Raw genomic sequence first — 26,123 nt, forward strand, 5'->3', positions numbered from 1 at the left:
TCTCATAATAAAAGTTGAACACAATCCGAAGATTGTTAAGCTCATTTGTTTGCTAGCATATTGCTTCGCTTTGTTAAAAATTGTTGTTTGTTTTTACCGTTGTAAAAACAACCTACACATTTGGTTCGTCTTACTTTGTTCAGTTTTCAAAGGTCTACTGTATTACCTCGCAGCAACTTTTATATCATACCAAATCTTCGATTCGATGTCAACACTTTTTTAAAAAAAGTTTCAAAGTTTTTTTCTGCTCGATGTTATCGAATGTTTCGTGACAACTTCATTAGTTTACCAGGTTGTTTGTTATTTGTCAACAACTTTCTTCCTGATTTTTTAAGTTTTTTTGTCGTTTTGAATTAACAACTTTGTTATTCTATCATGATTATATTCTTTTCGTCAAGCAGAAAAAAAATTATTTTTTCGCTTTAACTCAAGCAACCAGTTATCATCAGAACATTAATAAATATAACAATACTTATTGTAAAATGCAACTAGAAAATGTCTATTTTACATTCTTTTTTTCTTAGCGAACAAACAGCCTATAGTTCACGTGAGTATTCGTTTTTCCTGTAACATTTTTTATTATAAATGATCTATTATTCGTCAAAAATAAAAATAAAAGAGTAAGAGTTTAGCCTCCTACTCTTTTATTTCGCTTTTATTTACGATTGGAATATAGATTCTAAATATCGTTCCTTGGTGAACAACACTTTCCGCATCTATTCTTCCTTTGTAATTTTCTACAAGTTGCTTAGCAATTGATAATCCTAATCCATTTCCGCCTTTATTGCGGGCTCTTGCTTTATCCACTCGGTAAAAACGGTTGAAAATTTTCTCTAAATCTTTTTCTGGAATTCCTTCACCAAAATCTTGAATCGCAATTTCGAATTCATTTAATGTTTTTGAGATTGAAATGTGAACTTCTTTTCGAGATGTTGAATACTTTACAGCGTTATCCAAAATGATGATTAGAAGCTGTTCAAAGTGATTCCGATAAATACCTAAGGTCACTTCGTGTAATAAGTCATCATCTAAAGTAATAACAAAATCTGGGTATAAAATTTTAAAATTGTTAAAGACCTGGTACACCACTTGTTTAGCATTTGATGTATGATTTGAATATTGAACGTCTACCTGCTCAGCACGCGATAGATCTAACATTTCTTGTACTAAACTCTTCATCCTTACAATCTCTTGTAGACTAGCTTCCAAAGATTCATCCAATATTTCTGGATCCTCTTTCCCCCAGCGATTCAACAGATTCAAATGACCTTCAATAATTGCAACAGGTGTACGTAACTCATGAGAAACATCTTCAACGAATTGTTCTTGTTGTTCAAGGTATCGTCTCATGCGGTCTAACATCTCATTAAAAATCTCCGCAAGGTCTGCCAATTCATCATTAGAATGAATATCCGGCATATGAATATCCGACTGTGGATCTTTTCTAATCGTGTCCATTGTATCTCGTAAAACTTTCAAGGGTTTTAAGAAATAGGAAGACAAAATAAAACCAAGTATACTACTTAATATGAATGAAATGATCTCTAAAACGACTAACGTCAATAATAAACGGTTTCTAATATCATAAAAAGAAGACAACTCATAAAAAGCCTGAATGAACCCGATCTGTTCTCTATTCTCTTTTGAATAAACAGGTTGAATAATCAAAAAACCCGTTCTATCATCTAAGGTTTTGATTTCAGGCTCTAGTTTCTGTTTTTTTTGCAACTGACTTTGAACTTTTTGAGTCTCAAATACTAATGTGCCATTTGTATCGTAAACAGACAAAAACAATGCTGGTTGTCCCAATTCAGAAAGCATTGTGTCCATTTCCATCAATGACCCCTCTACAGAGACTTTTTTGCTATCTAACTCATTTTCATCTACGGTAGGTGTTTTTAGTTTCTCGTAAACATCCGATATAGTTAAATTCCCATCTGAATTGGCTAAACGATTGCCTACTTCTGAAATCGTCCTTTCTACATTTTCACGTTCCTTTTCAACGATAAGCTTAACAGAAGATTTATAAGTGATCACTGCAAATATAGTAAATACAACAAATATGAAGAAAGAACTTGCAGAAGCCCACTTGATTGTCAAAGAAGGCCCCTTCAGTTCTTTTTTTGTTGCTTTTTTTATTATTTTCACGAGCGCATCACATAACCTGTTCCACGAACAGTTTGAATGTAACTCTCCTCGCCTGGAACATCAATTTTATTACGTAGATAACGGATATAAACATCTACCACATTGGTTTCAACTTCTGTTTCATAACCCCAAACTTTATTTAATAAGACATCACGGGCTAATACGACATTGACATTCTCCATCAAAGTTAATAATAATTCATATTCACGTTTCGTTAATTCAATCATTTCCGAATTACGGCGAACAACGCGATTTTCTTTTTCGATTGTTAAATCACGATACGTAATCGTTGTTTGTTTTGCTACATTTTTGTCACCTTCGATATCGATTCGGCGAAGCAAGGCACGTAAACGTGCTAGCAACTCTTCTATAGCAAATGGTTTTACAATATAATCATCCGCCCCGTGATCTAAACCAGATACTCGATCAATAACAGAATCTCTTGCCGTCATCATGATAATTGGTGTATTTTTGACTTGGCGTACACGGCGACAAACTTCAAGCCCATTCAATTCAGGCAACATCAAATCTAAAAGGATAGCATCCCAATCATTATTTAAAGCCGCTTCTAAACCAGTACGTCCATTGTAGTGAACCTCCGTAGTGTAACCTTCATGTTTCAGCTCCAATTCTACAAAACGTGCCAAGTTCTTTTCATCTTCAATAATTAGAATATTACTCATTGGTTATTTGTCCTTTCTCTTTAAAAGCTATCTTAAAGCCTACCCATTATACCCACTTTTACTCCAAAAAGCTAGTAACAACCTATTTACCTCTTGTAGCAGAGAGAAAACCATGAGAAGCCTTTGAATCCCATGGTTTTCCATCCTATTATTGTTCATTATACCAACTATAGTGGTAAGTACCTTCTTTATCAATACGTTGATACGTATGTGCACCGAAATAATCTCTTTGCGCTTGAATCAGATTTGCTGGTAAACGCTCAGAACGATAAGAATCATAATAAGCAATTGCAGAAGCAAATGTCGGTACTGGAACGCCTGCTTGAACAGCGATCGACACAACATCACGAACTGATTGTTGATATTTTTTCGTGATATCAATAAAATACTCATCTAATAGTAGGTTTTCGATTGTTGGGTTCTTATCATACGCATCTGTGATTTTTTGTAAAAATTGAGCACGAATGATACATCCTGCACGCCAGATCTTGGCAATCTCACCAAAAGGTAAGTCCCAATCATAATCTTCTGAAGCTACGCGCAATTGAGCAAATCCTTGTGCGTAGCTCATGATTTTACTAAAGTAAAGAGCTTCACGAATTTTTTCAATTAATTCTTTCTTGTCCCCTTGGTAAGCAGGTGCTTCAGGCTTAGCTAGAACTTTGCTTGCTTTCACACGTTCATCCTTATAAGCAGAAATGAAGCGAGCAAAAACAGATTCTGTGATCAATGGTAGTGGAACACCTAAATCTAAAGCACTTTGGCTAGTCCACTTACCTGTTCCTTTATTACCAGCAGCATCCATGATCACATCCACGATTGGTTTTCCTGTTCCTTCGTCATCTTTACGAGTTAAGATATCTGCCGTGATTTCTACAAGATAGCTATCTAGTTCACCTTGGTTCCATTCTTTGAAAATCTCGGCCATCTCATCAACAGATACACCAAGAATATTTTTCATTAAATCATATGATTCCGCAATCAGTTGCATGTCTCCGTATTCGATTCCGTTATGTACCATTTTAACATAATGACCTGCACCATTTGGACCAATATATGTCACACATGGTTCACCGTCTTCTGCTTTAGCTGAAATTTTTTCTAGAATTGGCGCAACTAGTTCATACGCTTCTTTTTGACCACCGGGCATGATTGAAGGTCCTTTTAACGCGCCCTCTTCACCGCCAGATACACCAGTACCGATAAAGTTGATTCCTGAATTAGCTAGTTCTTCGTTTCGACGAATCGTATCTTTAAAGAATGTATTCCCGCCGTCAATCAAAATATCTCCTTTATCTAAATGAGGTAACAGTTCTTGAATTGTCGCATCTGTTGCAAAACCAGCTTGAACCATTAACATAATACGACGCGGTTTTTCAATAGAGTCTACAAACTCTTCAATTGTATAAGTCGCTTTGAAATTTTTATCAGGATGTTCTTCAACGACATCCGTTGTTTTTGAACCTGTACGATTAAATAGAGCTACTGAGTATCCTCTACTTTCGATATTCAAGGCTAAATTTTTTCCCATTACGGCCATTCCGACTACGCCAAATTGTTGTTTTGTCATCTTGTATCCTCCCACTATCTTTGAAAAAAATTCATTAGAATTTTCTTATAATCTACATCATTATAACGTAGAATGCTTGATATGAAAACAAAATAGTTCGATTAATTTGATTTATTCTTGTTAATTTTTTTAGAATCTAGACATTTAAAGAAAATTGTCGATCAAATCAGTTATTCTTAAGCAAAATAAATCCCCTAGGCTCCATGGTTAGCCTAGGGGATTTTAACATTTTCAAAAAAATGTTTTTTATGCTTCTTTAGAGATTACGTCTTTTCCATCGTAATGACCACATGCTGGACAGACGTGATGGCTTTTTCTCATTTCACCACAGTTTGAACATGCGTTCAAGCCTTTAATCGTTAATTTGTAATGAGTACGGCGTTTGCCCTTTTTAGCTTTTGAAGTTCTTCTAGCTGGTACTGCCATTGGTGTTCCACCTCCTTGTAAAGATGTGTGCATAAAATGCACGATATATTCCAATCTTACTGCTTATCGTCCTCATCAGATGTTTCACTGAACAATTCGGATAATTTAGCAAGACGAGGATCCATAGTTTGTTGTGCTTCTTCTTGTCTTTTTTGTGCATACTCTTCTTCTGAGAGAACTTCCCAGTCATTGCCCTTCGGCATATCTTGGCTTGTTTGTTCTTCTTCTGATAACACTTGAATTGGAATAGACAAAAGAATGTTATCTTCGACTGATTCATCTAAATCAATTGTTGGTTTTTCCAACAAGATGATTTCTTCATCCGCCAAACGTTCATCTCTTTGCTGATATTGTTCCAGAGTCATAAATACCTCATCAACATCAATCGAAAGTGTAAGAGGAACAGGTGCTAAAGAACGTGAAGATGGAACTGTTACAATAACATCGATTTTATAGTGAAGCAAGTACTCTTCTTTTCCTACATTTAGTATCCCGGTTGCTTTGACGGGACTAACATCTAGAATAAGATTATCTCTTTTCATCAAAGACGCTTTTAAATCAAGTGTCTCCGAAAATTCACAGGGTTCGTCTTTGTATTTGTTTAGTTCTAGTAAAGACCATTTCATATTCATCACCTCATAACGCAACAAAAGCAATTATACAAGGCTTTGAAAGCTTTGTCAATGAAATTTTCTTGACAGTGTTTTCTTCTTTCAATTTTTTTCAGCTACTACTATTCTATTCATCATTCTTAGTGGTAAAATAAGGCAAAGGAGGAGTTAGCATGAAAGCTTTTGAATTTAAAAACGTCTCATTTATTCGGGATAAACAGATGTTGTTACATAACGTGAATTGGTCTATTGAAACATCCGAAAATTGGGCTATCATTGGATTAAATGGCGCGGGAAAGACCTTGCTTTTGCAATTGATCTGTGGGTATTTATGGCCAACTAAGGGGCAACTGGTGGTTCTAAACCAAGTATTCGGCGAGGCCTCCATACCCGAGCTACAGCGAAGAATCGGTTGGGTCAGTACTGCCTTGCAGTACCGCATGAAAAATGGCGAGACAGCAGAGAAAATTGTTCTATCTGGTAAATTCGCTAGTATTGGTATTTACCAAGACTATTCGAATAAAGAGCTAGAGCAAGCCAAAATGATTTTAAAAAATGCTGGCGGTGAATCGCTTATCGGAAAAAAATACGCTGTTTTATCTCAAGGAGAACGGCAATTGGTTTTGATTTCTAGAGCTTTGATGGCAAACCCAGAATTATTGATCCTAGATGAACCTTGTAATGGCTTAGATTTATTTGCTAGAGAAAAACTTTTATCTCAAATACAGCATATATCTGAACAAGAAAATCGCCCTACATTGCTTTATGTTACCCATCATACTGAGGAAATTCTGCCATGTTTCAATCACCTGATGCTGTTGAAAGATGGCGAAATCTTTGCTAAAGGAACACAATCTGAACTATTCAATGAAGAAAATTTCGCTAATTTTTATGCTGAACCGATCCAAATTATTCCTTTAAAGGATAAACGTTTTGCTGTTTATCCTAAATAATAGAAATGGAGGCTAAAAAAGTTAGAGCTTCGCTCTAACTTTTTACTCCAATTTCACAACGTCGTAACATCTTTTGTTTCAGTCAGTTTAAATGACTCTATTGCTGCTAAGAATTTTTCTCCGTACTTCTCTAACTTATTTTGTCCTACACCTTTGACTTGCAATAATTGAATTGAACTTTTAGGTAACTTTTCACACATTTCTTTCAAGGTGCTGTCGGAAAAAATTAGATATGGCGGTACACTTGCTTCTTGTGCTAAATCCATACGTAATTCTCTTAGTGTTTCGAAAAGCCCATCATTCACAACAACTTTGCGAACACGTTGATCTTCTTTTCTAAAGACTGTCTGTTTACCTAGTAAAACTTGAATCCCTATAGGCGAAACAGATAACAGGGGATATTGTCCATCAGAGGGATTTAAATATCTTTCGGCTGTTAAATAATCGATTAATTGATTCACTTCTTTTTGTGTTCGATCCTTCATTAAACCATAAGTAGGCAAACGATCAAAATGCCACTGGTCGATTTTTTGATCTTTAGAACCCGTCAGAACTTTTCCTACTAATCCCTTACCAAACTTTTCACCCATTCGTTTCACACAAGAAAGAACTTTTTGAACATCTACTGTGATATCGACTAATTCACGTTCATCTAAACAATTAGAGCAGCGACCACAATCAGAACCTTTCTCCCCAAAATAACGTAAAATGAACTTTTGCAAACACATTTGTGCATTTGCATATTGAGACATTTCTCTTAATTTCATGTATTCCTTTTGCTTATAATCGATCGTCATTTCTGATTGGTCAATAAAATATTGCTGAATTTGAAGATCTTGAGGTGCGTAAAGTAATATAGCATCACTCGGGAGCCCATCTCTACCAGCTCGTCCAGCTTCTTGATAATATGACTCGATGTTTCCGGGAATTTGCGCATGAATCACAAAGCGCACATTGCTTTTGTTGATGCCCATACCAAAAGCATTTGTAGCAACCATCACTTGAATTTTATCAAATAAAAACTCTTCTTGATTGTGGTTTCGGTCTCCTTCGTTCATGCCGCCATGGTACATACCTACTGCTACTTTTTTACTGTGTAGTAAGTGGTAAATCCGTTCAACTTCTTTTCGAGTGCTTGCATAGACAATACCTGATTGTCCTTGGTTCAACTTTAAGTACTCTAAAAGAAATAAATCTCGATTTTGATCTTTAACAACTTGAAAAGATAGATTCTCACGCGCAAAACCAGTCTGTACCTGATTATCTTTTGGGATGTGTAGTTGATCAAGAATATCTTCTGCTACTTGAGGTGTAGCAGTTGCCGTAAGGGCAATCACTGAAGGTTGTTGTTGAAACTCTTCAATAATCGCTGCTAAGCGTAAATAACTTGGACGAAAGTCATGTCCCCATTGAGAAATACAATGCGCTTCATCTACTGCCAATAAATCGATTGGCACATGTAATAATAATTGCTGAAAATCAAATGATTCCAGTCGTTCAGGAGCTACATATAAAAGCTTGACCTCACGATTAACTGCCATTTGAACCCGCTTGTTCATCTCTTGTTGCGTAATTGTACTGTTAATGAATGTTGCAGGGATTCCCATCATATTCAACGCATCCACTTGATCTTTCATTAATGAAATCAACGGCGAAATAACCAACGTCAGATTTTCTAGTAAGAGTGCAGGCAATTGGTAACAAATAGACTTCCCCCCACCAGTTGGCATAATACCTAAAACATTCTCTTTATGTAAAACATGATTGATGATTTCTTCTTGTCCTTGACGAAACTCGTCATATCCAAATTTTTCTTTTAGTAAGCCTTTGATGTCAATCATGAAATTCTCTCCGTTCTTTGTGTCTGGTTGTTATTTTAGCACGCACTATTAGGCAATACAAGGAAGGATTTCCTTAATTTGTGAAACAATTCGGGTTGTGTGAAACATAGTGCTAGTTTCCTTAAAATTAAAAACGGCTAATTAACAAAGGTTCTGCAATAGCATACGCATTTTTTTACGTTATTCATTAAAAGTTATCCACAAAAAAAAGACAAAACTGATTAAGTTCTGTCCTTTCTTTATATGATTAAAACTTATTTTTTCTTTTTACTTGCCTTTTCACGTTCATTTTTATTAAGAATTTGTTTTCTCAAACGAATGCTTTCTGGCGTTACTTCACAATATTCATCTTCATTCAAGAATTCTAAAGATTCTTCTAATGTAAGAATTTTTGCTTTTTTGATTACAGATGTTTGGTCTTTATTAGCAGAACGAACGTTAGTCATTTGTTTTGCTCTTGTAATATTTACAGTCAAGTCATTATCACGGTTATTTTCACCGATGATCATTCCTTCGTATACGTCAGTTGTAGGTTCTACAAAGACTGTTCCACGTTCTTCAATGCTCATAATACTGTAAGTCGTTGCTTTACCAGTATCAATTGAAACCAACGCACCTTGATGACGTCCACCAATTGTTCCTTGAATCATTGGTAGATATTGGTCAAATGTATGATGCATGATACCATATCCGCGAGTCATTGATAAGAACTCAGTTGTGTACCCAATCAAACCGCGAGCTGGCGCTAAGAAAATCAAACGAATTTGACCATTACCAGTGTGGATCATATCTTGCATCTCGCCTTTACGGAGGCTTAATGATTCGATAACACTACCCATGTATTCTTCAGGAGTATCAATTTGAACACGTTCAAACGGTTCGCATTTTACGCCTTCAATTTCACGTTCAATAACTTCAGGACGAGATACTTGTAATTCATATCCTTCACGACGCATATTTTCAATCAAAATTGATAAATGCAATTCACCACGACCAGATACCGTCCATGAATCCGGACCGATTGGCTCTACGCGCAATGATACGTCTGTTTGTAATTCTGCCATTAATCGCTCTTCAATTTTACGTGAAGTGACATATTTACCTTCACGACCAGCAAATGGAGAGTTATTAACTAAGAATGTCATTTGTAATGTTGGTTCGTCAATGTGTAGAATTGGCAATGCTTCTTGATTTGCAACGTCAGCAACAGTTTCACCAACGAAAATATCTTCCATACCAGAAACAGCAATCAAATCGCCTGCTTTTGCTTCATTGATTTCAACACGTTGTAAGCCAAAGAAACCAAAGATTTTAGTAACACGGAAATTCTTCACGCTACCATCCAATTTCATTAAGGCAACTTGATCGCCGACTTTCATTGTTCCACGGAACACACGGCCGATACCGATACGTCCAACATAATCATTATAGTCTAATAATGATACTTGGAATTGTAATGGTTCATCTGAATTATCAATTGGAGCTGGCACATGTTCGATGATTTGATCAAAGATTGGGGCCATTGTTGGTTCTTGATCTTCTGGGTTGTCAGAATCACTTGAAGTTCCATTTAATGCGGATGCATAAATAACTGGGAAATCTAATTGCTCATCATCTGCCCCTAATTCGATAAATAATTCTAAGACTTCATCAACAACATGTTCAGGACGTGCTGAAGGTTTATCTATTTTATTTACAACAACGATTGGTGTCACTTTTTGTTCTAATGCTTTTTTCAATACGAAACGAGTTTGAGGCATTGTTCCTTCATAGGCATCAACAACTAAAACTACACCGTCAACCATTTTCATGATACGCTCTACTTCACCACCGAAGTCCGCGTGTCCAGGTGTATCTAAAATGTTGATCCGAGTGCCTTTGTAATCAACTGCTGTATTTTTAGCTAAAATCGTGATTCCACGTTCGCTTTCAATCGCATTCGAATCCATTGCACGTTCTTGTAATTGCGTGTGTCCATCTAAAGTATCTGATTGTTTTAAAAGTTCATCTACTAATGTTGTTTTACCGTGATCGACGTGGGCGATGATTGCCACGTTTCTAATATCTTCTCTGTATTTCAATGTAATTGCTCCTTATCCTTTTGCCTTACGTCACTTGTTCATTAAATCCGACTGTTTATTATACCAAATTTTTTTCATGAAATATAGTCTAAAGCTTTCAAAAGTTCTGAAAACTTCATATTTTATTGCCTTTTTTTGAAAAAATACCATATTTACTGAAAAAAAGCAATGTTTTCTGTGGAAATAGTATCTCTTTTCTTCGACATAATGAAAACCTATTATTTATTTATGAATAAATTTTTCCTGCATTTCGGTATAAGCTTTGGGTGTTGCTGCTATAAAATACTCTCGTTTATCAAATGCTAAGGGATTTCCTTCTATATTAGAGTAACTAAATCCAAATTCATTTATCAACACCAGTCCTGCGGCATAATCCCATGGACTCAAATTGGAGATATACCCGATATGATTGCCTTTAAGTATAGCAATCAACTCTACTCCTGCACAACCACTAACTCTGATTCCCATACTTGCATGCCCGATTTCTCCAGCAGAGTATATATTTTTACGATACATATATGCATTCATCCCAATTAACCCTTCTGACAAAGCTGCATCTTTTGGTTGTGGTAACCTTCTATCATTCTGGAAGACGCCGTGATCTTTTTCTCCCCAATATAACTCATCTTTCATCACATCATAAATAAAACCTAATTGTCCAACACCATCTTGATAAACGGCGATCATAATACAAAAATTTTCATGCTCCATCACGAAATTCATCGTACCGTCAATTGGATCAATGATCCAAACACGACCATTTAAAGAATCGAGGCTATTAAACCCTTTTTCTTCGGCTAATATTCGATCGTTTGGATAATGCTGATTTATTTTTTTGATAAGAAATAATTGCGTCTCTTCATCAATATTGGTTACTAAGTCAGTTCTGCCTGATTTTTGTGAAACGTCAAGTTCATTAGTTAAGTTAACTCGAATATAGTCTGCTGCCTCTTTTAACCATTCTTTGATTTCAATGATCATTTTTTCGTTTGTCATTTTAATCAGCTCCTAGTTTCAATCTGCCTGACTCTTGTTTTTTTGCTTGTTGAAGTGTTCGATATAACGAGTATCCGGATGCTTTTTGAAATTCGTTGCCTAACCGTTTTTCTTCTCCAATACTTCTAACTACTGTTTTAAATTCTTTGTACGTTTTCAAAAAAACTTTAGTGTCGATTCCGGTTTCGTTCGCTTGTTCTACCGCAGACCACAAGTTGGTCACAATTACCATTTCGTTTGTTGTCCAGTCTAAATCTAATGGGTATTGATAATCTTTCATGCTTTCACCTCATTTTCTAGTTTATCATAGGCTAAGAATATTTTTCTACAGTTCATTCGTTTCTTTTCTTATTTCGCCAATTTGTCCATATAGGCAAGAACAAAACACCTTTTTCTACCTCTACTCTTTGAGCTGAGTAAATTCCAGCATTCCCTGAACACATGTAGCTGATCAAACAAATCATAAAGAAATATAAGGCGGCTTCACTCCCAAAAAGTTCGATTCCCATGATAAAACAAGCAATCGGCGTATTCGTTGCACCTGAAAAAACACCAATAAAACCTAATCCAGCCAAAAATGGAATCGACAAGTGCAGAATTAAAGCTAAACTACTGCCTAGTGTTGCGCCAATTTCAAATAAAGGTGTCACTTCTCCACCTTGGTACCCTGCCCCTAATGACAACACTGTAAAAAATAGTTTCCCAATAAAATCAAACCAGTGATTCTCTCCATAAAAGGCGTCTTTCAATAATGGTAAACTTAACCCAAGATAACGCTGTGTCTTAAAAATAAAAACAGCAACCACTACAATAATTCCTCCGATGAAGTTTCGTAAAACAACATTTGCGAACCACTTCGTATAGATTGTTTTAACCCAGACTATCGAACGACTAAAAAGCCAACCGACTAAGCCAAAACAAATACCGGCAACTATTATTTTGGTAAATATCAGTAATGACCATTCTGGAATCGGTCCCATAGCATAATGTGTATGCGTTATACCCAGCGACTCAGTTACAAAATTTGCAAAAATAGCAGCAAAAAAACTCGGAAAAAGTCCATCTGATCTTAGACGCCCAATCACTAAAACCTCTAGCCCAAAAAGTGTCCCGGCTAAAGGTGTCCCAAAAACAGAACTAAATCCAGCACTGATGCCACTGATAATGACAATTTCCCGTTCAATTTTATTTAGTTTAAAGAGACGCCCGATTGTATCTGCTACCGTCCCCCCCATCTGTACAGCAGTTCCTTCACGACCAACTGACCCACCAAATAAATGGGTTGTGATTGTACCAAATAGCGTCAATGGAATGAGGCGTAAGGGAATATTTTCCTGTTCCCCATTTGCTTGATCAATCACAAGATTATTTCCTCTTATTGAATTCCCTCCAAATTTCTTATAAAGAAACGCAAAAATTGCCCCACTGACTGGCAGTAAAAATAATAGCCAAGAATTATCTACTCTAATTTGCGTCACAATATCTAAACTTTTTAAGAAAAATGCTGATAACGTACCCATTACTAATCCAATCAAAGAAGCAATCATTAACCATTTAACCATATAAATGCTCACTTTTAGCGGCATGTTTAATTCCTTTTTCATTCGATCACTCCTTATAAAATACATTAACTTCCCATGCTGTCACTACTTAGAACCACGCTGATTAATTATAACAATTTTTATAAAAAGAAACGAGAAAAAAATTATGAGTTTATCCTATAAAGGTCAAAAAAGACTCATTTGAACGAAATCTGACTTTCCCCTATAAAGCACTTGCAATACCTCAATATTATGCTACTATAAAAAAGAAAATTTAATCGTTTTACTTTATTTACTCTATACATTATTCTTGTCTTCGAAAAAAACTGTAGAGAAAGTCGACAAACGGATTGTTCTCTCAAAATGAAAGGATGTTTTCATTGAAAGAATTAACACATGGCAATCCTGCAAAATTGATTTTTTTCTTTACGATTCCATTATTGATCGGAAATATTTTCCAACAGTTTTACAATATGGCGGATATGATCATCGTTGGGCAAACGTTAGGAAAAGATGCTCTAGCGGCAGTTGGTTCAACTGGTAGTATTACTTTTTTGATCATTGGTTTTGCGCAAGGTTTGACAGCTGGTCTTTCCATTTTAACGTCACAGCGTTTTGGCGCACAAGACTACCGAGGGGTAAAGAAGAGTTTTGCTACTGGAATCATCATTAGCGGGGTCGTAACGATTGTTTTAACTATTTTGAGCTTGGTTTTTGTTCGACCAATGCTTCATCTTATGCAAACACCACCCGAAATCATTGATGATGCCCAAACCTTTATCTCAATTATTTTTATCGGTATTTTTGCTGCAATGGCATTCAATCTATTATCAAATGTGATTCGAGCCCTAGGAGATAGTCGTACGCCCCTTTTATTTTTGATCATTGCTAGTGTTATCAATGTTGTACTAGATTTGATGCTGATTCTTACCTTTCATATGGGGGTCGCGGGAGCCGGAATTGCAACTGTTACAGCTCAAATTGTATCTAGTCTACTATGTATTATCTATATTCGCTGGAAAATTCCTAATCTTCAATTACGAAAAAAAGATTTTTCGATAGATAAACATGAGTTTCGAGCTCATTTGAATATTGCTTTACCTATGGCTTTTCAGTCTTCGATCATTGCTATTGGCGCGATCATTTTACAAGCGGCTTTAAATAGTTTAGGAACTGATGTTGTCGCTGCACAAGCTGCTTCAGGGAAAATCGAACAATTTGCAACACAACCTATGATGTCCTTTGGAATCGCAATGGCGACCTTTACTGCCCAAAACTATGGAGCAAAAAAATACAAACGAATTTTACAAGGGGTTAATCAGTGTCTGGTGATGAGTATTGGTTTTAGCCTACTTGCGGGTGGAATCGTGATTCTCTTTGGTCAAAATTTAATGACTCTTTTCGTCAGTTCAAAAGAAACAGAGGTACTCAATCTTTCACAAATTTATTTTAATGTCAACGGTAGTATGTATTGGCTTTTAGCCATCTTATTTATTATTCGCTATACATTGCAAGGTCTTGGCCAAAGTGTGATTCCAACGCTAGCTGGTATTATGGAGTTGGTCATGCGTTCTTTTGCCGCCATTATTTTAACTGCTTCATTAGGTTTTGTCGGTGCAGCACTAGCATCTCCACTAGCTTGGGCAGGTTCTGTAATTGTGTTACTTGCTTCTTATTTTAAAGCGATCAAGCGACTAAAAAAATTAGAACATAAACAATTAATTGAAACTAAACTAAAGTCTTCATAAGTGATCTTAAAAAAAACGACCGATTCTCAAAAGAAAATCGATCGTTTTTTTATGCTATACAGATTGTTTTCTAGGGAAATAGTGACGCCATTTCGCTTTAACTGAGTTAGTCATTGGTTCAGAGGCTTCTTTAACCGCGCAATATTTATCAACCATTGTAACAATATAGCTTTCTTTGTATTTTGGAGGAGCAATTGTTGCGCCCCACATATGTTTAATAATGATGTCGCGTTCTAAGTCTGAAAGTTCTGTTAGTTTCTCAGCATTTTTCACTGCAATTCTTGGATGCATATAAGCATGAGTTCCTTCGTCGAACTTCGTTGTACGCCAATCATAATAGAATAGGTCGTGCAACAATCCAGCACGAGCTGTTGCTCTAGCATCACCATTCCACTTTTTAGCTAATTTATAACTATAATAAGAAACACTGATTGAATGATCTAAACGAGTTGAGTGAACATGCTGCGTGTAATTTCCTAAACGCTGTACTTCTTCCGTTTCCAACAAATCTTCCACATAAGACATATATTCTTGATCTTCACGCCATTTTTCAGTCATTAATTCTGGTTCCACCTTTTTAGAGACTTAAAGTTTCTGTTTTTTTTACTTGCTGAAAGTATAGCACCTTGTTTTTCTAAATACTAGGTTTTTTCAATGGCGTAACGAAACTTTAATATTTACTTTATAAATATACTTCTTTATTTGCCATTTTGCTGTTTCGAAAATTCAGCTTTGATTTCTATAAACGATTGAAATACCCGTAAAAATTGAAACAGCTGAGCACGATTTTCGAACTCTTCTCTAGTTTTAGGTAATTCTTTTTTTCGATAAACTTCATATACTTGGTCGATTCGGTCTAAAATATCTTGTCCATCATTATTTTCTGCAAATGTTTCAGCTGTATATTGCAACAATTCTTGAATATTTCCAACTTGTTCAGGTTCAACTGTAATGTTTTCTAAAATCCGCAACATATCTTTCAAGCTATTACTTTGCAACCGTCGCATCGTAAAATACTCTATATAATAATGATTCGAAGAAATCAGCTGATTTTCTGAATGATTTTTCGCCCAATTTTCTCCTGTTCGAATAAACGCCTTTAAGTCATTGCATTTTTCGAATAAATCCCTTTCTTTAACATGCTGATTCAAGTAGGATGCCATATTATTTAATATTTTACGAAACATCGTTTCAATCACTTCTTGATCTTCTTTCAATCGTTTTTCTGTATCTGGCATGTATAAATTCATCACTAAAGCAAATCCAACACCTATCGTCATTAATAAAAACTCATTTCCGATGATCGACCAAGATAAATCTTGTTCGACAAGATATTGCGTCACTAAAACAGAACTTACTACGATACCATCTGAAAGCTTAAAGTAAACAGCTCCTGGAATAAATAAAAGCAAATAAACGCCAAATGCTAAAGCATTAAATCCTAAAATAGAAAAGCATAAATAGGCAATTACAGTAGCTAGTGCTAATGAAAGTAGGCGATAAATTCCCGTTAACAATGACGTTTTTTTCGTGTTTGTGACGCTCAATACAGAAATTATTCCAGCAGAAGCTGGATATAATAAGCCTAAACTTTCAGCAACGATCATTGACAACATCGCACTTACTGCTGTTTTGATTGTTCGTAATCCAATTTTCATTTGACCGCTCCTCAAAAATTGATTAATCTTTTGTTTTATACTAGTAATTTTACCTCTATTTCGGTTATCATGAAATAGAAAACTGATTAAATGTTGATTATAGGAGAGAAAGCTCATGGAAGTCGGTCCTTTTCGTTTAGGTATGCGGACATTGAAAACAGCATTAGCTGTGATGATATGTATTATTTTATTTAAAGTATTAGATAGGGGTGCACCGATGATTGCGGCTCTAGCAGCTGTTTTTTCCCTTCGACAAGATTTAACAACTAGTCTGACTTTTGGTAAATCTAGAATTTTAGGAAATACTTTAGGTGGCGGGTTAGCGATTCTTTACTTTTTAGTGAAGGATCTTTTTTCAAATGATTTCATGGTAGAATTATTTTTCCTGCCACTCTTAGTGATAATCGTGATTGTTGTCTCTGACGGTATGAATAATAATTCTGGGATAATCTCGGCAATTGCTACATTGTTACTGATTTCTTTAAGCATACCTCAAGGGGAATCCTTTTATTTCGCTCTATCTCGAGTGATCGATACGTTTATTGGAACATTTATTGGTATCGGGCTGAATTTCTTTTTTAAACCCAAACCAATCGAAGAAAAGCATGAAATTGAGGAGGATTTAGCCGAATTGGCAAAGAAAGAAGAAGAATTGGAAAAACTCAAAAAGAAAGTACAAGATCGCGTTAATGCCGAAAAAGAACACGATGAGATTGAAAAATAGAAAAAGCGACTAAAATCATATCCGATTTTAGTCGCTTTTTATTATTCTTTATCACCTGATGCCTCTTCGCCATAGAAATTCACATTGCTGTTTGTTCCTTTTTTTGAAAAGTTTTCAATCAATTCTTTAACATCTAAACCTGTTGTTTCTTTTAATGTTTCTTGTGTTCCAGCTAATAAATTCGTTGCATAATTAGTGATACGGTTAGCACCCGCATTTTCACCACCGCCACCTGTATCGACGACAGAAATTTTATCAATGTTGCTAAGTGGTTGAGCAGCTTCTTTCATTAACTGCGGTAACATTTCCATTACCATACTTAAAACAGCAGCTTCTCCGTATTCCTTGAAGGCATCCGCAATTTTTTGTTTTGCTTCAGCTTCAGCAGCTCCACGAGCTAAAATAGATTCGGCTTCCGCTTGCCCTGCCAAGCGAGTTTGATTGGCTTCGGCTTCGGCTAATGATTCCACACGGAAACGTTCGGCTTCCGCTTCGGCTACTTCACGAGCTTTTTGCGCTAAAGCCTCTTGCTCTTTAGCATAACGATCAGCATCCGCTTTTTTCTTCACTTCTGAATCATATTGTTTCTCGCGACGAACAATTTCTTTTTCTTCCAACTCGATTTGTTTTTGACGCTCGATGACTTTAACTTCCATCTCTTGGGCAATAACTTCTTGTTGGGCTTTAGCTGTTTCCAAATTGTAGGCTTGGTCAGCTTTGGCTTTTGCAATATCTTGGGCTTCTTTATAAGTTGCTAGTTTTAATTCTTTTTCTTTTGACGCTTCTGCGATTTCAGTTTGTCGTTGTAACTCAGCTTGTTGAGATTCTTTTTCTGCTTCTGCTTTTTTGATACGTGTTTCCTTCCAAGCTTCAGCTTCAGCAATATCTGCATCTCGTTTAACTTGTGCGATTCTTGGTTTCCCTAGAGAATCCAGATAGCCATTTTTATCGCGAACTTCTTTAATGGTAAATGATACGATAATTAAGCCCATCTTTGCTAAATCCACACTGGCAACTTCCTGCACACTTTGACTGAATTTATCACGGTTTTGATAAATTTCTTCTACCGTCATTGACCCTAAAATGGAACGCAAATGTCCTTCTAATACTTCACGTGCTTCATTTTCAAGTTCTTCACGTGTTTTTCCTAAAAATTGTTCTGCTGCAGTCGCAATTTCTTCAACTGACGATCCGATCTTAATGATTGATGTTCCGTCACACATTACTGGAACCCCTTGTTCAGTGTAAACTTCTGGAGTGGATACATCTAATTTACTTGATAATAAACTAATTCTGTTTGATCGTTGGAAGACTGGTAGTACAAAAGCCCCGCCGCCGCGCACGATTTTTATCTTATTTCCGCTTTCATCGGCATGAACATTCTTACTTCCTAAGTAACTCCCACTAATAATCAATGCCTCATCCGGTTTGGCTGTTTGATATTTTGAAATAAACACAATCAATAACATCAGTAAAATAAAAACAACCAGAACAATTGGTCCTAAAATCCCTAATTCCATTTTCTTCTACTCCTTCTTTTTTATAATTGTAAACTTCCTTCATAAGGAACCACGTAGCATACACGCTCTCTAATTTCAATGATCAGTACTTGCGCTCCTCGTTCGGTCGGTTGATCTTGCGGAGCGTAGAAAGCGGCTGGTCGGCTGATTGATCCAGTGACACTTTTCAATTGGATCTCTCCCATTCCACCAACTGGTATCGGAGTGATAACGGTTGCTATATTCCCTTCCATGTCTTTTTCTGAAATCGAAAGGGTCGATTCCGCATTTTTCATCGGCACCAATACATAAAAATTCAAGAAAAATACTAGAATTGACGCCACTGCTCCACTCACTAGAAATACCATCAGATGATCCCAACCAAGCAATCGCTCTCCTAAGTACCCAAATAATGAAGTAAATGCCAACCACGGAATTGCCAACATTGGATCGATTGGCCCGTCAAAATCAAAGATGTCTCCAAAAATCACTAATAAAACAGCAATTCCTGCACAAACAATCAAGGTATAAAGATAAATTGTTTCAATCGGAACTCCTCGTATCACATTCTCACTCCTTTCTTTTTTCTTTGGCGTTTTTTTCTCCTTATTCTTTTAACAACCTCTCCCATTTTCTCCCGACGTTCGCATGAAGATACTTATATTTTACCAATACTTTGTACAAAATGACAGCTAATCTTATAAAATCATACAAAAGACGTAGATGTTTCAATTAATGAAAAGAGACCGAGAAATAACTCTAAGAGTCACATCCCAGCCTTTTTTCATTTTTTTAACTACTTTATTCATTTGATTTCAATGCCTCAATCATATCGACTTTCTTCAGTTTTCTATGCATAAAGAACATGACCAGTAATGTAAAGAACAGAGTGATCAACGCTGAATACATATAGCTAAGCCAATGAATCGTTGGCGAGAACATCAGCATATCAACTTCGACTGTTGTCAATACATAACTGTGAACAAGCTTTCCAAAGAAACAGCCGATGAAAATCCCGATCATAGTTAAAATAATATTTTCCCGATACACATACATCGTGACTTCTTTATCGTAAAACCCTAAGACTTTGATTGTTGAAAGTTCCCTGATTCGTTCAGAAATATTGATATTCGTTAAATTGTATAAAACTATGAATGCCAATAAGCCAGAAACTGTAATCAAGACCCAAACGACAATATTTAAACTATGAATTGTATCATCTAAAGCATCACTTGAAATTGATAAAAATGAAACATTTAAAACGTTTTGATTTTCCATCAATTCCTTCCCGATTTTGTTTTCTACTTTTTCACTAGGTGTTTTGTCAAAGAGTAAAAAGTCCGTATTGTAGCTAGGGGATTTTTTAAAGATTTTTTCATAATAGTCCGGAGACATGTACGCAAAGTGTCCTGTATAATTTTCAGCAATAGCACTGATTTTAAGCTTATATTCCTGATTGTCACTATTTTTCAAAACAAGTGTGTCACCCATTTTATAATGGAACAGATTCGCTAATTTTTCGTTAATGATCACGCCATCATTAGTTAGCTGGTATTTTTCAGCTGATTGTCGATCATTGAATAAAATGAATTGATCGATTTCTTTCGGCTTCTCAGGTACATAGATAGAAACATCTTGTTTAGCACTAGACTTTTTCGTTGTTTTTAAAGATTCAGTGTATAACGGCATCGTCTCTTTCAAGCCATCGACTTTATCCAATACAGCTTGGTAGTTCTGCTCATCTTTTTCGGATTTATCTCCTTTAAACGTCACAATTGCCTGATAGTGCCAAATTTTATTAAATTGGACATCTACGATATCTGAAATGGAATCTTTTAAACCAAAACCAGTGATGATCAATGCCATACAGCCGGCTATTCCTAAAACGGTCATTAACATTCGTTGTTTATAACGGAACAAATTTCGTGCCGTAACTTTTTGTATAAAACTTAATCGATTCCATATGGGTTTAATCCGCTCTAGCCAAATTCTTTGTCCGGCTTTAGGTGCCTTAGGACGGAGTAAAATCGCTGGAGTGCTAAATAAGTCGATTCGTAAAACCACCATCGCAGCACCTGCCGTACATAGAACAGCCACTAATATGCCAATCAGACTATAGCTTAAATACCATGGCGTAACAAAGTCTGGAATGTTATATAATTGTCCATACGCATCAAAGATAATCGTTGGAAATAAATAATAACCGACGAACAACCCTAAAACAGCACCACATAGACTTGCGATTGCTGCATAAACTAAAAATTTAAACGCAATTTCTCCATTGCGATACCCCAATGCTTTTAGACTCCCAATTTCCATCCGTTTTTCCTCAACCATTCGCGTCATCGTTGTTAAACTCACTAATGCTGCGATCAAGAAAAAGAATATTGGAAAAACAGTTGATAAGGAAGAAATCCGATTGGCGTTATCTTCATATTCAGAATAACCAGGATTGTCATCTCTTGTAAAATAATAATAATCAGCCGCTTTTAGGTCTGCTAATTCTTTTTGTTTTTTTTCTAATTCTTTTTTGGCGTCATTTAGTTTTGTTGACGTTTCTGTCTTTTTCTTTTGAAACTCTGCCAACCCTTCTTCGTAGGCTTTTTGCCCTTCATCTATTTTTGCTTGCGCCTCGTTTAATTTTGCTTGACCGTCAATTTTCGACTGTTCCAATTGCGCCCGCCCAGCTGCTAGTTGTTCTTTTCCGGAAGCTAACTGCGCTTCGGCTTGATTGATTTGCGTTTCAGCTGCTACAAGTTGTTGTTGCCCTTCTGTATATTGTGCAATCGATTGATTGATCATATTGATATTTTGGTCAAGGGTTTGTATACCTTGAGTAATCTGAGCTTGTTGTGCCGACAGATTGGCTAAAGCACCATTGATTGTTCCCATAACAACAGCAATATTGGCTCTTTCAGGTTGAGAGAGCAATTGATTTGTCGCGGCAGTGATCTCTTCTGGCGACCCTAAAGCTTGTACAGCTGCTTGTATTTGTGGTGCTGCATCTGCAATACTTTCTGCTAATGTATCATCTGGCACTCGATCTAAAAGAGCAACAGTGGAGGCTAAACTTTGGTAACCATTGACTAACTGATTTAATGATTCGCCCGATCCAGCTAACTCGTTCCGTTGCTGTTGTAATCCTGGTAAAGCATTTTGACCTTGCGCAACTTGAGTTTGGGCTTGCGCTAATTCATTTTGCTTTTGTTCAAGTACACTTTTTTGCGAAGCAAGTTCATTTTCACCCGTTGTGATTGTTGCTTGATTTGCTATGAGTTTGTTCTCTGCGGCTGTGATTTGTTCCGTGTAGGTCGCTTGCGCTTGTGCTAGTTCTTGCTTTCCTGCTGCTAATTCTTGTTCGCTTGTGTTAAGTTTATTTTCAGCATCTTTCAGCGCGTTCTCGCCATCAGAAATTTCTTTTTGCGCTTTTTCAACTGACGTTTTTGATTCTTGACGAATTTCTTCTGCTCGTTGTTCTGGACGATTTTTAAGTGCTTGTTTGACTGATGTGAGTGCTTTATCTCGTTTATCTTTGTACTCACTAGAATAGCTGTCTAAATCATCTAGACCTTTAAACAATAAAAGAATCTCAGTATAGGTGGAAAGAGCCATGTCTTCTTTAGGTACTACTGCAAAAAAATCTAGTGATCCTTTGCCAATTGTCGTATTTCCTCGAGAGGTGTTCTCGATATATTCCGGTGATTGCACAAAACCAACGATTTTAAAGGTTTGTTTTTTTAGTGACTTGTCTTTGTCATCTTCCTTTGAAAGTGTCAGTGTTTCACCTAATTTATAGTGTCCTCGCAATTGAGCTAGATCATCTAAGGCGATTTCGCCACTCTTTTTGGGCATCCGACCTTCAATCACTCGATAATCGATCATTGGTTGCTTTTCATCTAAGTCATAACTAACAAATTTTACTGCTACGTTTCGCTCACTGATGACAATATCTTTTGTGTATCTAGGAGAAACAATTGCCACATCTTTGTCTTGCTTAGCTTGTTCAACATCTTTTTCCGTTAACCCCAGTGTAGAGACAATTCGAGCATCCGGTAGTTTTTGGTTTTGATAATAGTTTGATGCAGTTTGGGTCATGTCTGGTCCTGTTGCTTTTAGTCCGACAAAAACCATGACACCAAGAAAAATGATGCCCATAATTGATATAAAGCGGGTTTTTGATTGCTTGATTTCACGAAAACTTGTTTTAAGTAACGCAGTTTTTTTCAATACAGCCACCTACCATTCTATCTCAGATACAGGTTTTGGTTCATCGTTAATTGTCACACTTCGAACTTTAGCATCATTGATACGGATTACGCGGTCCGCCATTGGGGCAATTGCTGAATTATGTGTGATAATGATGACAGTAGTTCCTGTTTTACGAGCAGTATCTTGTAAGATCGTTAGGATTTGTTTTCCAGTTTCATAGTCCAATGCTCCTGTAGGTTCATCGCACAGTAATAATTTAGGCCGTTTAGCAATCGCTCTAGCAATCGTTACCCGTTGCTGTTCCCCACCAGATAATTGGGCTGGAAAGTTATCTAATCTAGCACCTAAACCAACTGATTGCAGCACTTCCTCAGGATTCAATGCATCAGAAACGATTTGAGATGCTAATTCAACATTTTCTTTGGTCGTCAAATTCGGTACTAAGTTGTAAAATTGAAAAACAAAGCCAACGTCATTTCTACGATAGGTGGTCAATTGTTTTTCATTGAATTTTGCAATGTCGGTCCCATCGATTACGATTTGCCCTTCGTCACACGAATCCATTCCACCTAAAATATTCAGCACAGTTGATTTACCTGCACCACTTGGTCCTAAAATAACGGCAACTTCGCCTTTTTCTACTGAAAAACTAATCCCATCATTTGCAGCAATCGTCGTATCACCCATATGATATCGTTTATATTCATTTATTACGTCAATATACGCCATTTAATTCAATCCCCTCTCAAAAGAATTTTATCATAAGTAGACAAACAAGTCCTCTGACAAGTCAAAAGCGTTTTGATTTTTTATATTTTTTTCGTATAATGTATGGATGAGATTAAATCAACGAAAGGATGAGTCTGAAAATTTTACTCAGTAAATAACTTTTCTTTCTCAATCTCTGATAGTAGTTAGGAGAAAAATCATGGCAAGAAAAAAACAAAAACCCCCATTTAACCCAGCAGTGATGCTTGTGGCGGTTTTAATAATTTTGGTATTGGGCGTCTTTGGCGTTCAAGTTCCAGATACTATTCAAGAATTATTCGGCATTCACACTCAAGAGAAAACCGAACCAAGTACAACAAAACCTGTAAGTTCAACAAATCCTGGACCAAAAGAATTAGGGCCTGCAACCTTTTCAGCTACTGAATTAGCTGATAAAAAAAATGGCTGGATTGATTACCACTCTTTAGACTCACTCGGACGAGCAACTGGCGCTGACGCCTTATTGAAACCCACGATGGTCAATACAGGAACTTCTGCGAATAAAGACATTCGTCCCCCTGGTTTTGTGTCTGGTTTAGAACCAACGAATCATTCTAGGGGTCATTTGATTGGACGTCAACTTGGCGGTTCAGGTGATGATGCAAGAAACCTCACCACTCTTTATCAAACACCCGTCAATACGCCTTTTATGACTAAATATGAAAACCAGATTCGTCAAGCATTAGATAAAGGTGAAACCATTCGTTATCGTGTTACACCTGTTTATGAAGGAACAAAATTATTATGCAAGGAAATTGAATTGGAAGCAAAAGGACTAAACAAAAATACAACGGTTGATTTTCGAGTGACGATATTAAACGAGCGCTAGGTACTATTGATTCGAATTGCGCAAATATCACCTATTAACATTCTTATATTAAAGCGAAACGAGCCTGTTTCATGTTTAAACTAGGAGGTACCCTAATGGATTTTCAACTAATCAAAGACCAACTTACTGTATGTGACCCGCAACAATTTTTAAGCGTGGTGTTAGAAAATCAACAAGATGAAGAAAGTACGATTATTTTTAGTCAAACTATAGAAGAACAGTTTGAGCAAAACGTACAGTATCTTTCTTCTGATGAAACGGTTGATTTAGATGATATTACACGTTGGAAAGAACTTGGATTTCTAGTCGTGGCTCAAACGATTGATGGCGATTATATTGCTGGTACAACTGAACAAACTTTTGTCATTCCTGTTTCACTTTATACATCGGATATTGAAACATATGAGCTTGTCTTAGCAGATTTTTTTATTGCCTATACAAATGGAGCAATTCATTCTAACATCTTACCTTCAAATTAAAAATGCAGTAAAAAATAGACAAATGTAAACCCTGAAACGTTTTACATTCGTCTATTTTTTATTTTTCCTCTAGACTTAAAACCAATTAGTCAAACGCTTTAAATCCAATATCTTTGCGATAAAAAGTACCTGTTGTATCTGTATTATTCAACACGTTATATACAGCCTCTTGAGCCTCTACTAGTGATTTACCGCTGGCTTCAATAAGGTAAACACGTCCGCCATTTGAGACTAGTTGTCCTGCAACTTCCTTCACTCCCGCATAATAGACTTGTTCTGACTCTAAATAGGAAAAGTTTGGGAGCGGATTCCCTTTTTTATAGTCGTTTGGATAACCCTCGGCTGCAACAACTACACCCAAACTGTACCCCTCTTTTTTCCACTGAATATCTGGCTGTTTCCCTTTTAGTAAATCATCAATAATTTGAGCAAAATCACTTTCTAACCGTTGTAAGACGACTTGTGTTTCAGGATCACCGAAACGAGCATTAAACTCAATCACTTTTGGCCCTGTTTTTGTAGCAATCAATCCTGTATACAAAATCCCGGTAAATGATCGGTTTTCTGCCGCCATTCCTCTTACAGTAGGTTTTACAATTGTTTCAACTGCTTCTTTGACTAAACGATCAGGTATTTGTGGTACTGGGCTATAGGCGCCCATACCTCCCGTATTTGGACCCAAGTCATTATCATACGAACGTTTGTGATCTTGTGCAATCACCATTGGATAAACTTCTTGACCTCGAACAAATGCGAGCAAAGAAAATTCTTCTCCCGAAAGAAACTCTTCGATTACAACTTTAGCACCACTTGATCCAAATTTATTTTCTTTGAGCATCTCTTTCAATGCATCAATTGCCTCATCAGTAGTCTCAGCTACAATTACCCCTTTTCCTGCAGCTAGCCCGTCCGCTTTGATAACAATTGGCGCCCCCTTTTTAATCACATAATCTCGTGCGTCATTAAAATCAAAAAAGGTTTGATGATTTGCTGTCGGTATTTTGTATTTCTTCATGATTTTCTTCGCAAAATCTTTAGATCCTTCAATGAATGCTGCCTCTTTAAGCGGCCCGAAAGCCAATAGACCAGCGGCTGCAAAATCATCTACGATTCCATTTAACAATGGAATTTCAGGTCCGATGAATGTCCAATCGACTCCTTTTTCTTTAGCAAATTTGATTAATCCGGAATGATCGTTTTCTGCAAGATCTACTAATTGTATCCCATCTTTTTTCATTCCATCGTTTCCTTTAGCGCAATAAACAGTCTTTACAATAGGACTCTGCAGTAATTTTTGTGCAATCACATGCTCCCTACCACCGCTTCCAATGACTAAAATTGTTAATCCCATTAGTATGT

General features: G+C 36.4%; 22 protein-coding genes. 5 read left to right on the forward strand and 17 right to left on the reverse strand.

All coding sequences use genetic code 11. The features are described from left to right. Nucleotides 1-636: 636 nt before the first annotated feature. The 5 genes from BCR22_RS08280 to BCR22_RS08300 form a co-directional block, all read right to left on the reverse strand. Nucleotides 637-2,139, reverse strand: coding sequence for a HAMP domain-containing sensor histidine kinase (locus tag BCR22_RS08280; RefSeq protein WP_069654687.1), 1,503 nt, complete (start codon nucleotides 2,137-2,139; stop codon nucleotides 637-639). Between the two features lie 5 nt (nucleotides 2,140-2,144). Then, entirely contained in the window at nucleotides 2,145-2,831 is a 687-nt protein-coding gene (locus BCR22_RS08285) for a response regulator transcription factor (protein WP_010765234.1), read from the reverse strand. Between the two features lie 148 nt (nucleotides 2,832-2,979). Next, nucleotides 2,980-4,401 (reverse strand): NADP-dependent phosphogluconate dehydrogenase, encoded by a 1,422-nt coding sequence (gene gndA / locus BCR22_RS08290; RefSeq protein ID WP_069654470.1) that lies wholly within the window; start codon nucleotides 4,399-4,401, stop codon nucleotides 2,980-2,982. A gap of 246 nt (nucleotides 4,402-4,647) precedes the next feature. After that, on the reverse strand, nucleotides 4,648-4,827 hold the full coding sequence (gene rpmF, locus BCR22_RS08295) for a 50S ribosomal protein L32 (protein ID WP_010763436.1): 180 nt from the start codon (nucleotides 4,825-4,827) through the stop codon (nucleotides 4,648-4,650). 56 nt (nucleotides 4,828-4,883) lie between these two features. After that, nucleotides 4,884-5,453 carry a YceD family protein gene (locus BCR22_RS08300; RefSeq protein ID WP_069654471.1) on the reverse strand — a complete coding sequence of 190 codons (570 nt, stop codon included), beginning with the start codon at nucleotides 5,451-5,453 and terminating at the stop codon, nucleotides 4,884-4,886. A gap of 158 nt (nucleotides 5,454-5,611) precedes the next feature. On the opposite strand from BCR22_RS08300, the gene BCR22_RS08305 reads away from it, so the two are divergent. After that, nucleotides 5,612-6,391 carry an ABC transporter ATP-binding protein gene (locus BCR22_RS08305; RefSeq protein WP_069654472.1) on the forward strand — a complete coding sequence of 260 codons (780 nt, stop codon included), beginning with the start codon at nucleotides 5,612-5,614 and terminating at the stop codon, nucleotides 6,389-6,391. A 53-nt stretch (nucleotides 6,392-6,444) separates the two neighbouring features. On the opposite strand, the gene recQ is transcribed toward BCR22_RS08305, so the two are convergent. From recQ to BCR22_RS08330, 5 genes are all read right to left on the reverse strand, one after another. Further along, the gene (gene recQ, locus BCR22_RS08310; protein ID WP_069654473.1) at nucleotides 6,445-8,232 is read right to left on the reverse strand and encodes a DNA helicase RecQ; all 1,788 of its coding nucleotides are present in this window, start codon (nucleotides 8,230-8,232) and stop codon (nucleotides 6,445-6,447) included. 254 nt (nucleotides 8,233-8,486) lie between these two features. After that, nucleotides 8,487-10,313 (reverse strand): translational GTPase TypA, encoded by a 1,827-nt coding sequence (gene typA / locus BCR22_RS08315; RefSeq protein ID WP_069654474.1) that lies wholly within the window; start codon nucleotides 10,311-10,313, stop codon nucleotides 8,487-8,489. Between the two features lie 222 nt (nucleotides 10,314-10,535). Further along, nucleotides 10,536-11,309: an inositol monophosphatase family protein gene (locus tag BCR22_RS08320; RefSeq protein WP_069654475.1), complete on the reverse strand. Its 774-nt coding sequence runs from the start codon at nucleotides 11,307-11,309 to the stop codon at nucleotides 10,536-10,538. A 1-nt stretch (nucleotide 11,310) separates the two neighbouring features. Next, a complete protein-coding gene (locus BCR22_RS08325) occupies nucleotides 11,311-11,589 on the reverse strand; it encodes a UPF0223 family protein (protein WP_069654476.1) in 279 nt (92 codons plus the stop codon). A 52-nt stretch (nucleotides 11,590-11,641) separates the two neighbouring features. Further along, on the reverse strand, nucleotides 11,642-12,913 hold the full coding sequence (locus BCR22_RS08330; protein ID WP_069654477.1) for a voltage-gated chloride channel family protein: 1,272 nt from the start codon (nucleotides 12,911-12,913) through the stop codon (nucleotides 11,642-11,644). 317 nt (nucleotides 12,914-13,230) lie between these two features. On the opposite strand from BCR22_RS08330, the gene BCR22_RS08335 reads away from it, so the two are divergent. Beyond that, the gene (locus BCR22_RS08335; protein WP_069654478.1) at nucleotides 13,231-14,598 is read left to right on the forward strand and encodes an MATE family efflux transporter; all 1,368 of its coding nucleotides are present in this window, start codon (nucleotides 13,231-13,233) and stop codon (nucleotides 14,596-14,598) included. Between the two features lie 54 nt (nucleotides 14,599-14,652). On the opposite strand, the gene BCR22_RS08340 is transcribed toward BCR22_RS08335, so the two are convergent. Together BCR22_RS08340 and BCR22_RS08345 are read right to left on the reverse strand one after the other, a co-directional pair. Next, on the reverse strand, nucleotides 14,653-15,156 hold the full coding sequence (locus tag BCR22_RS08340; protein WP_069654479.1) for an HD domain-containing protein: 504 nt from the start codon (nucleotides 15,154-15,156) through the stop codon (nucleotides 14,653-14,655). A 140-nt stretch (nucleotides 15,157-15,296) separates the two neighbouring features. Beyond that, nucleotides 15,297-16,256 (reverse strand): aromatic acid exporter family protein, encoded by a 960-nt coding sequence (locus BCR22_RS08345; RefSeq protein ID WP_069654480.1) that lies wholly within the window; start codon nucleotides 16,254-16,256, stop codon nucleotides 15,297-15,299. A 115-nt stretch (nucleotides 16,257-16,371) separates the two neighbouring features. On the opposite strand from BCR22_RS08345, the gene BCR22_RS08350 reads away from it, so the two are divergent. Continuing rightward, nucleotides 16,372-16,980: an FUSC family protein gene (locus BCR22_RS08350; protein WP_069654481.1), complete on the forward strand. Its 609-nt coding sequence runs from the start codon at nucleotides 16,372-16,374 to the stop codon at nucleotides 16,978-16,980. A 41-nt stretch (nucleotides 16,981-17,021) separates the two neighbouring features. Here the strand turns inward: BCR22_RS08350 and BCR22_RS08355 are convergent, their stop codons facing one another. From BCR22_RS08355 to BCR22_RS08370, 4 genes are all read right to left on the reverse strand, one after another. Continuing rightward, nucleotides 17,022-18,500 (reverse strand): flotillin family protein, encoded by a 1,479-nt coding sequence (locus BCR22_RS08355; protein ID WP_069654482.1) that lies wholly within the window; start codon nucleotides 18,498-18,500, stop codon nucleotides 17,022-17,024. Nucleotides 18,501-18,520: 20 nt separating this feature from the next. Continuing rightward, the gene (locus BCR22_RS08360; RefSeq protein ID WP_069654483.1) at nucleotides 18,521-19,045 is read right to left on the reverse strand and encodes an NfeD family membrane protein; all 525 of its coding nucleotides are present in this window, start codon (nucleotides 19,043-19,045) and stop codon (nucleotides 18,521-18,523) included. Between the two features lie 235 nt (nucleotides 19,046-19,280). Next, nucleotides 19,281-22,715 (reverse strand): FtsX-like permease family protein, encoded by a 3,435-nt coding sequence (locus BCR22_RS08365; protein ID WP_083241788.1) that lies wholly within the window; start codon nucleotides 22,713-22,715, stop codon nucleotides 19,281-19,283. Beyond that, the gene (locus tag BCR22_RS08370; protein ID WP_069654485.1) at nucleotides 22,716-23,417 is read right to left on the reverse strand and encodes an ABC transporter ATP-binding protein; all 702 of its coding nucleotides are present in this window, start codon (nucleotides 23,415-23,417) and stop codon (nucleotides 22,716-22,718) included. 199 nt (nucleotides 23,418-23,616) lie between these two features. Here BCR22_RS08370 and BCR22_RS08375 point away from each other — a divergent pair, with 199 nt between their 5' ends. Further along, complete coding sequence (locus BCR22_RS08375; protein WP_069654486.1) at nucleotides 23,617-24,285, forward strand: DNA/RNA non-specific endonuclease; 669 nt, start codon at nucleotides 23,617-23,619, stop codon at nucleotides 24,283-24,285. 95 nt (nucleotides 24,286-24,380) lie between these two features. Beyond that, nucleotides 24,381-24,764 carry a hypothetical protein gene (locus tag BCR22_RS08380; RefSeq protein ID WP_069654487.1) on the forward strand — a complete coding sequence of 128 codons (384 nt, stop codon included), beginning with the start codon at nucleotides 24,381-24,383 and terminating at the stop codon, nucleotides 24,762-24,764. A gap of 85 nt (nucleotides 24,765-24,849) precedes the next feature. Here BCR22_RS08380 and purD read toward each other — a convergent pair whose 3' ends face one another. Next, the gene (purD, locus tag BCR22_RS08385; RefSeq protein WP_069654488.1) at nucleotides 24,850-26,115 is read right to left on the reverse strand and encodes a phosphoribosylamine--glycine ligase; all 1,266 of its coding nucleotides are present in this window, start codon (nucleotides 26,113-26,115) and stop codon (nucleotides 24,850-24,852) included. Nucleotides 26,116-26,123 lie beyond the last annotated feature (8 nt).

The organism is Enterococcus plantarum (assembly GCF_001730295.1).
In the GTDB taxonomy this organism is placed as follows: domain Bacteria; phylum Bacillota; class Bacilli; order Lactobacillales; family Enterococcaceae; genus Enterococcus_L; species Enterococcus_L plantarum.

Coding starts and splice junctions, on each gene's coding strand:
- BCR22_RS08285 (WP_010765234.1), bottom strand. CDS start 2,831: ATGAGTAATATTCTAATTATTGAAGATGAAAAGAACTTGGCACGTTTT.
- gndA (WP_069654470.1), bottom strand. CDS start 4,401: ATGACAAAACAACAATTTGGCGTAGTCGGAATGGCCGTAATGGGAAAA.
- rpmF (WP_010763436.1), bottom strand. CDS start 4,827: ATGGCAGTACCAGCTAGAAGAACTTCAAAAGCTAAAAAGGGCAAACGC.
- BCR22_RS08300 (WP_069654471.1), bottom strand. CDS start 5,453: ATGAAATGGTCTTTACTAGAACTAAACAAATACAAAGACGAACCCTGT.
- BCR22_RS08305 (WP_069654472.1), top strand. CDS start 5,612: ATGAAAGCTTTTGAATTTAAAAACGTCTCATTTATTCGGGATAAACAG.
- recQ (WP_069654473.1), bottom strand. CDS start 8,232: ATGATTGACATCAAAGGCTTACTAAAAGAAAAATTTGGATATGACGAG.
- BCR22_RS08320 (WP_069654475.1), bottom strand. CDS start 11,309: ATGACAAACGAAAAAATGATCATTGAAATCAAAGAATGGTTAAAAGAG.
- BCR22_RS08325 (WP_069654476.1), bottom strand. CDS start 11,589: ATGAAAGATTATCAATACCCATTAGATTTAGACTGGACAACAAACGAA.
- BCR22_RS08330 (WP_069654477.1), bottom strand. CDS start 12,913: ATGAAAAAGGAATTAAACATGCCGCTAAAAGTGAGCATTTATATGGTT.
- BCR22_RS08340 (WP_069654479.1), bottom strand. CDS start 15,156: ATGACTGAAAAATGGCGTGAAGATCAAGAATATATGTCTTATGTGGAA.
- BCR22_RS08345 (WP_069654480.1), bottom strand. CDS start 16,256: ATGAAAATTGGATTACGAACAATCAAAACAGCAGTAAGTGCGATGTTG.
- BCR22_RS08350 (WP_069654481.1), top strand. CDS start 16,372: ATGGAAGTCGGTCCTTTTCGTTTAGGTATGCGGACATTGAAAACAGCA.
- BCR22_RS08355 (WP_069654482.1), bottom strand. CDS start 18,500: ATGGAATTAGGGATTTTAGGACCAATTGTTCTGGTTGTTTTTATTTTA.
- BCR22_RS08370 (WP_069654485.1), bottom strand. CDS start 23,417: ATGGCGTATATTGACGTAATAAATGAATATAAACGATATCATATGGGT.
- BCR22_RS08375 (WP_069654486.1), top strand. CDS start 23,617: ATGGCAAGAAAAAAACAAAAACCCCCATTTAACCCAGCAGTGATGCTT.
- BCR22_RS08380 (WP_069654487.1), top strand. CDS start 24,381: ATGGATTTTCAACTAATCAAAGACCAACTTACTGTATGTGACCCGCAA.
- purD (WP_069654488.1), bottom strand. CDS start 26,115: ATGGGATTAACAATTTTAGTCATTGGAAGCGGTGGTAGGGAGCATGTG.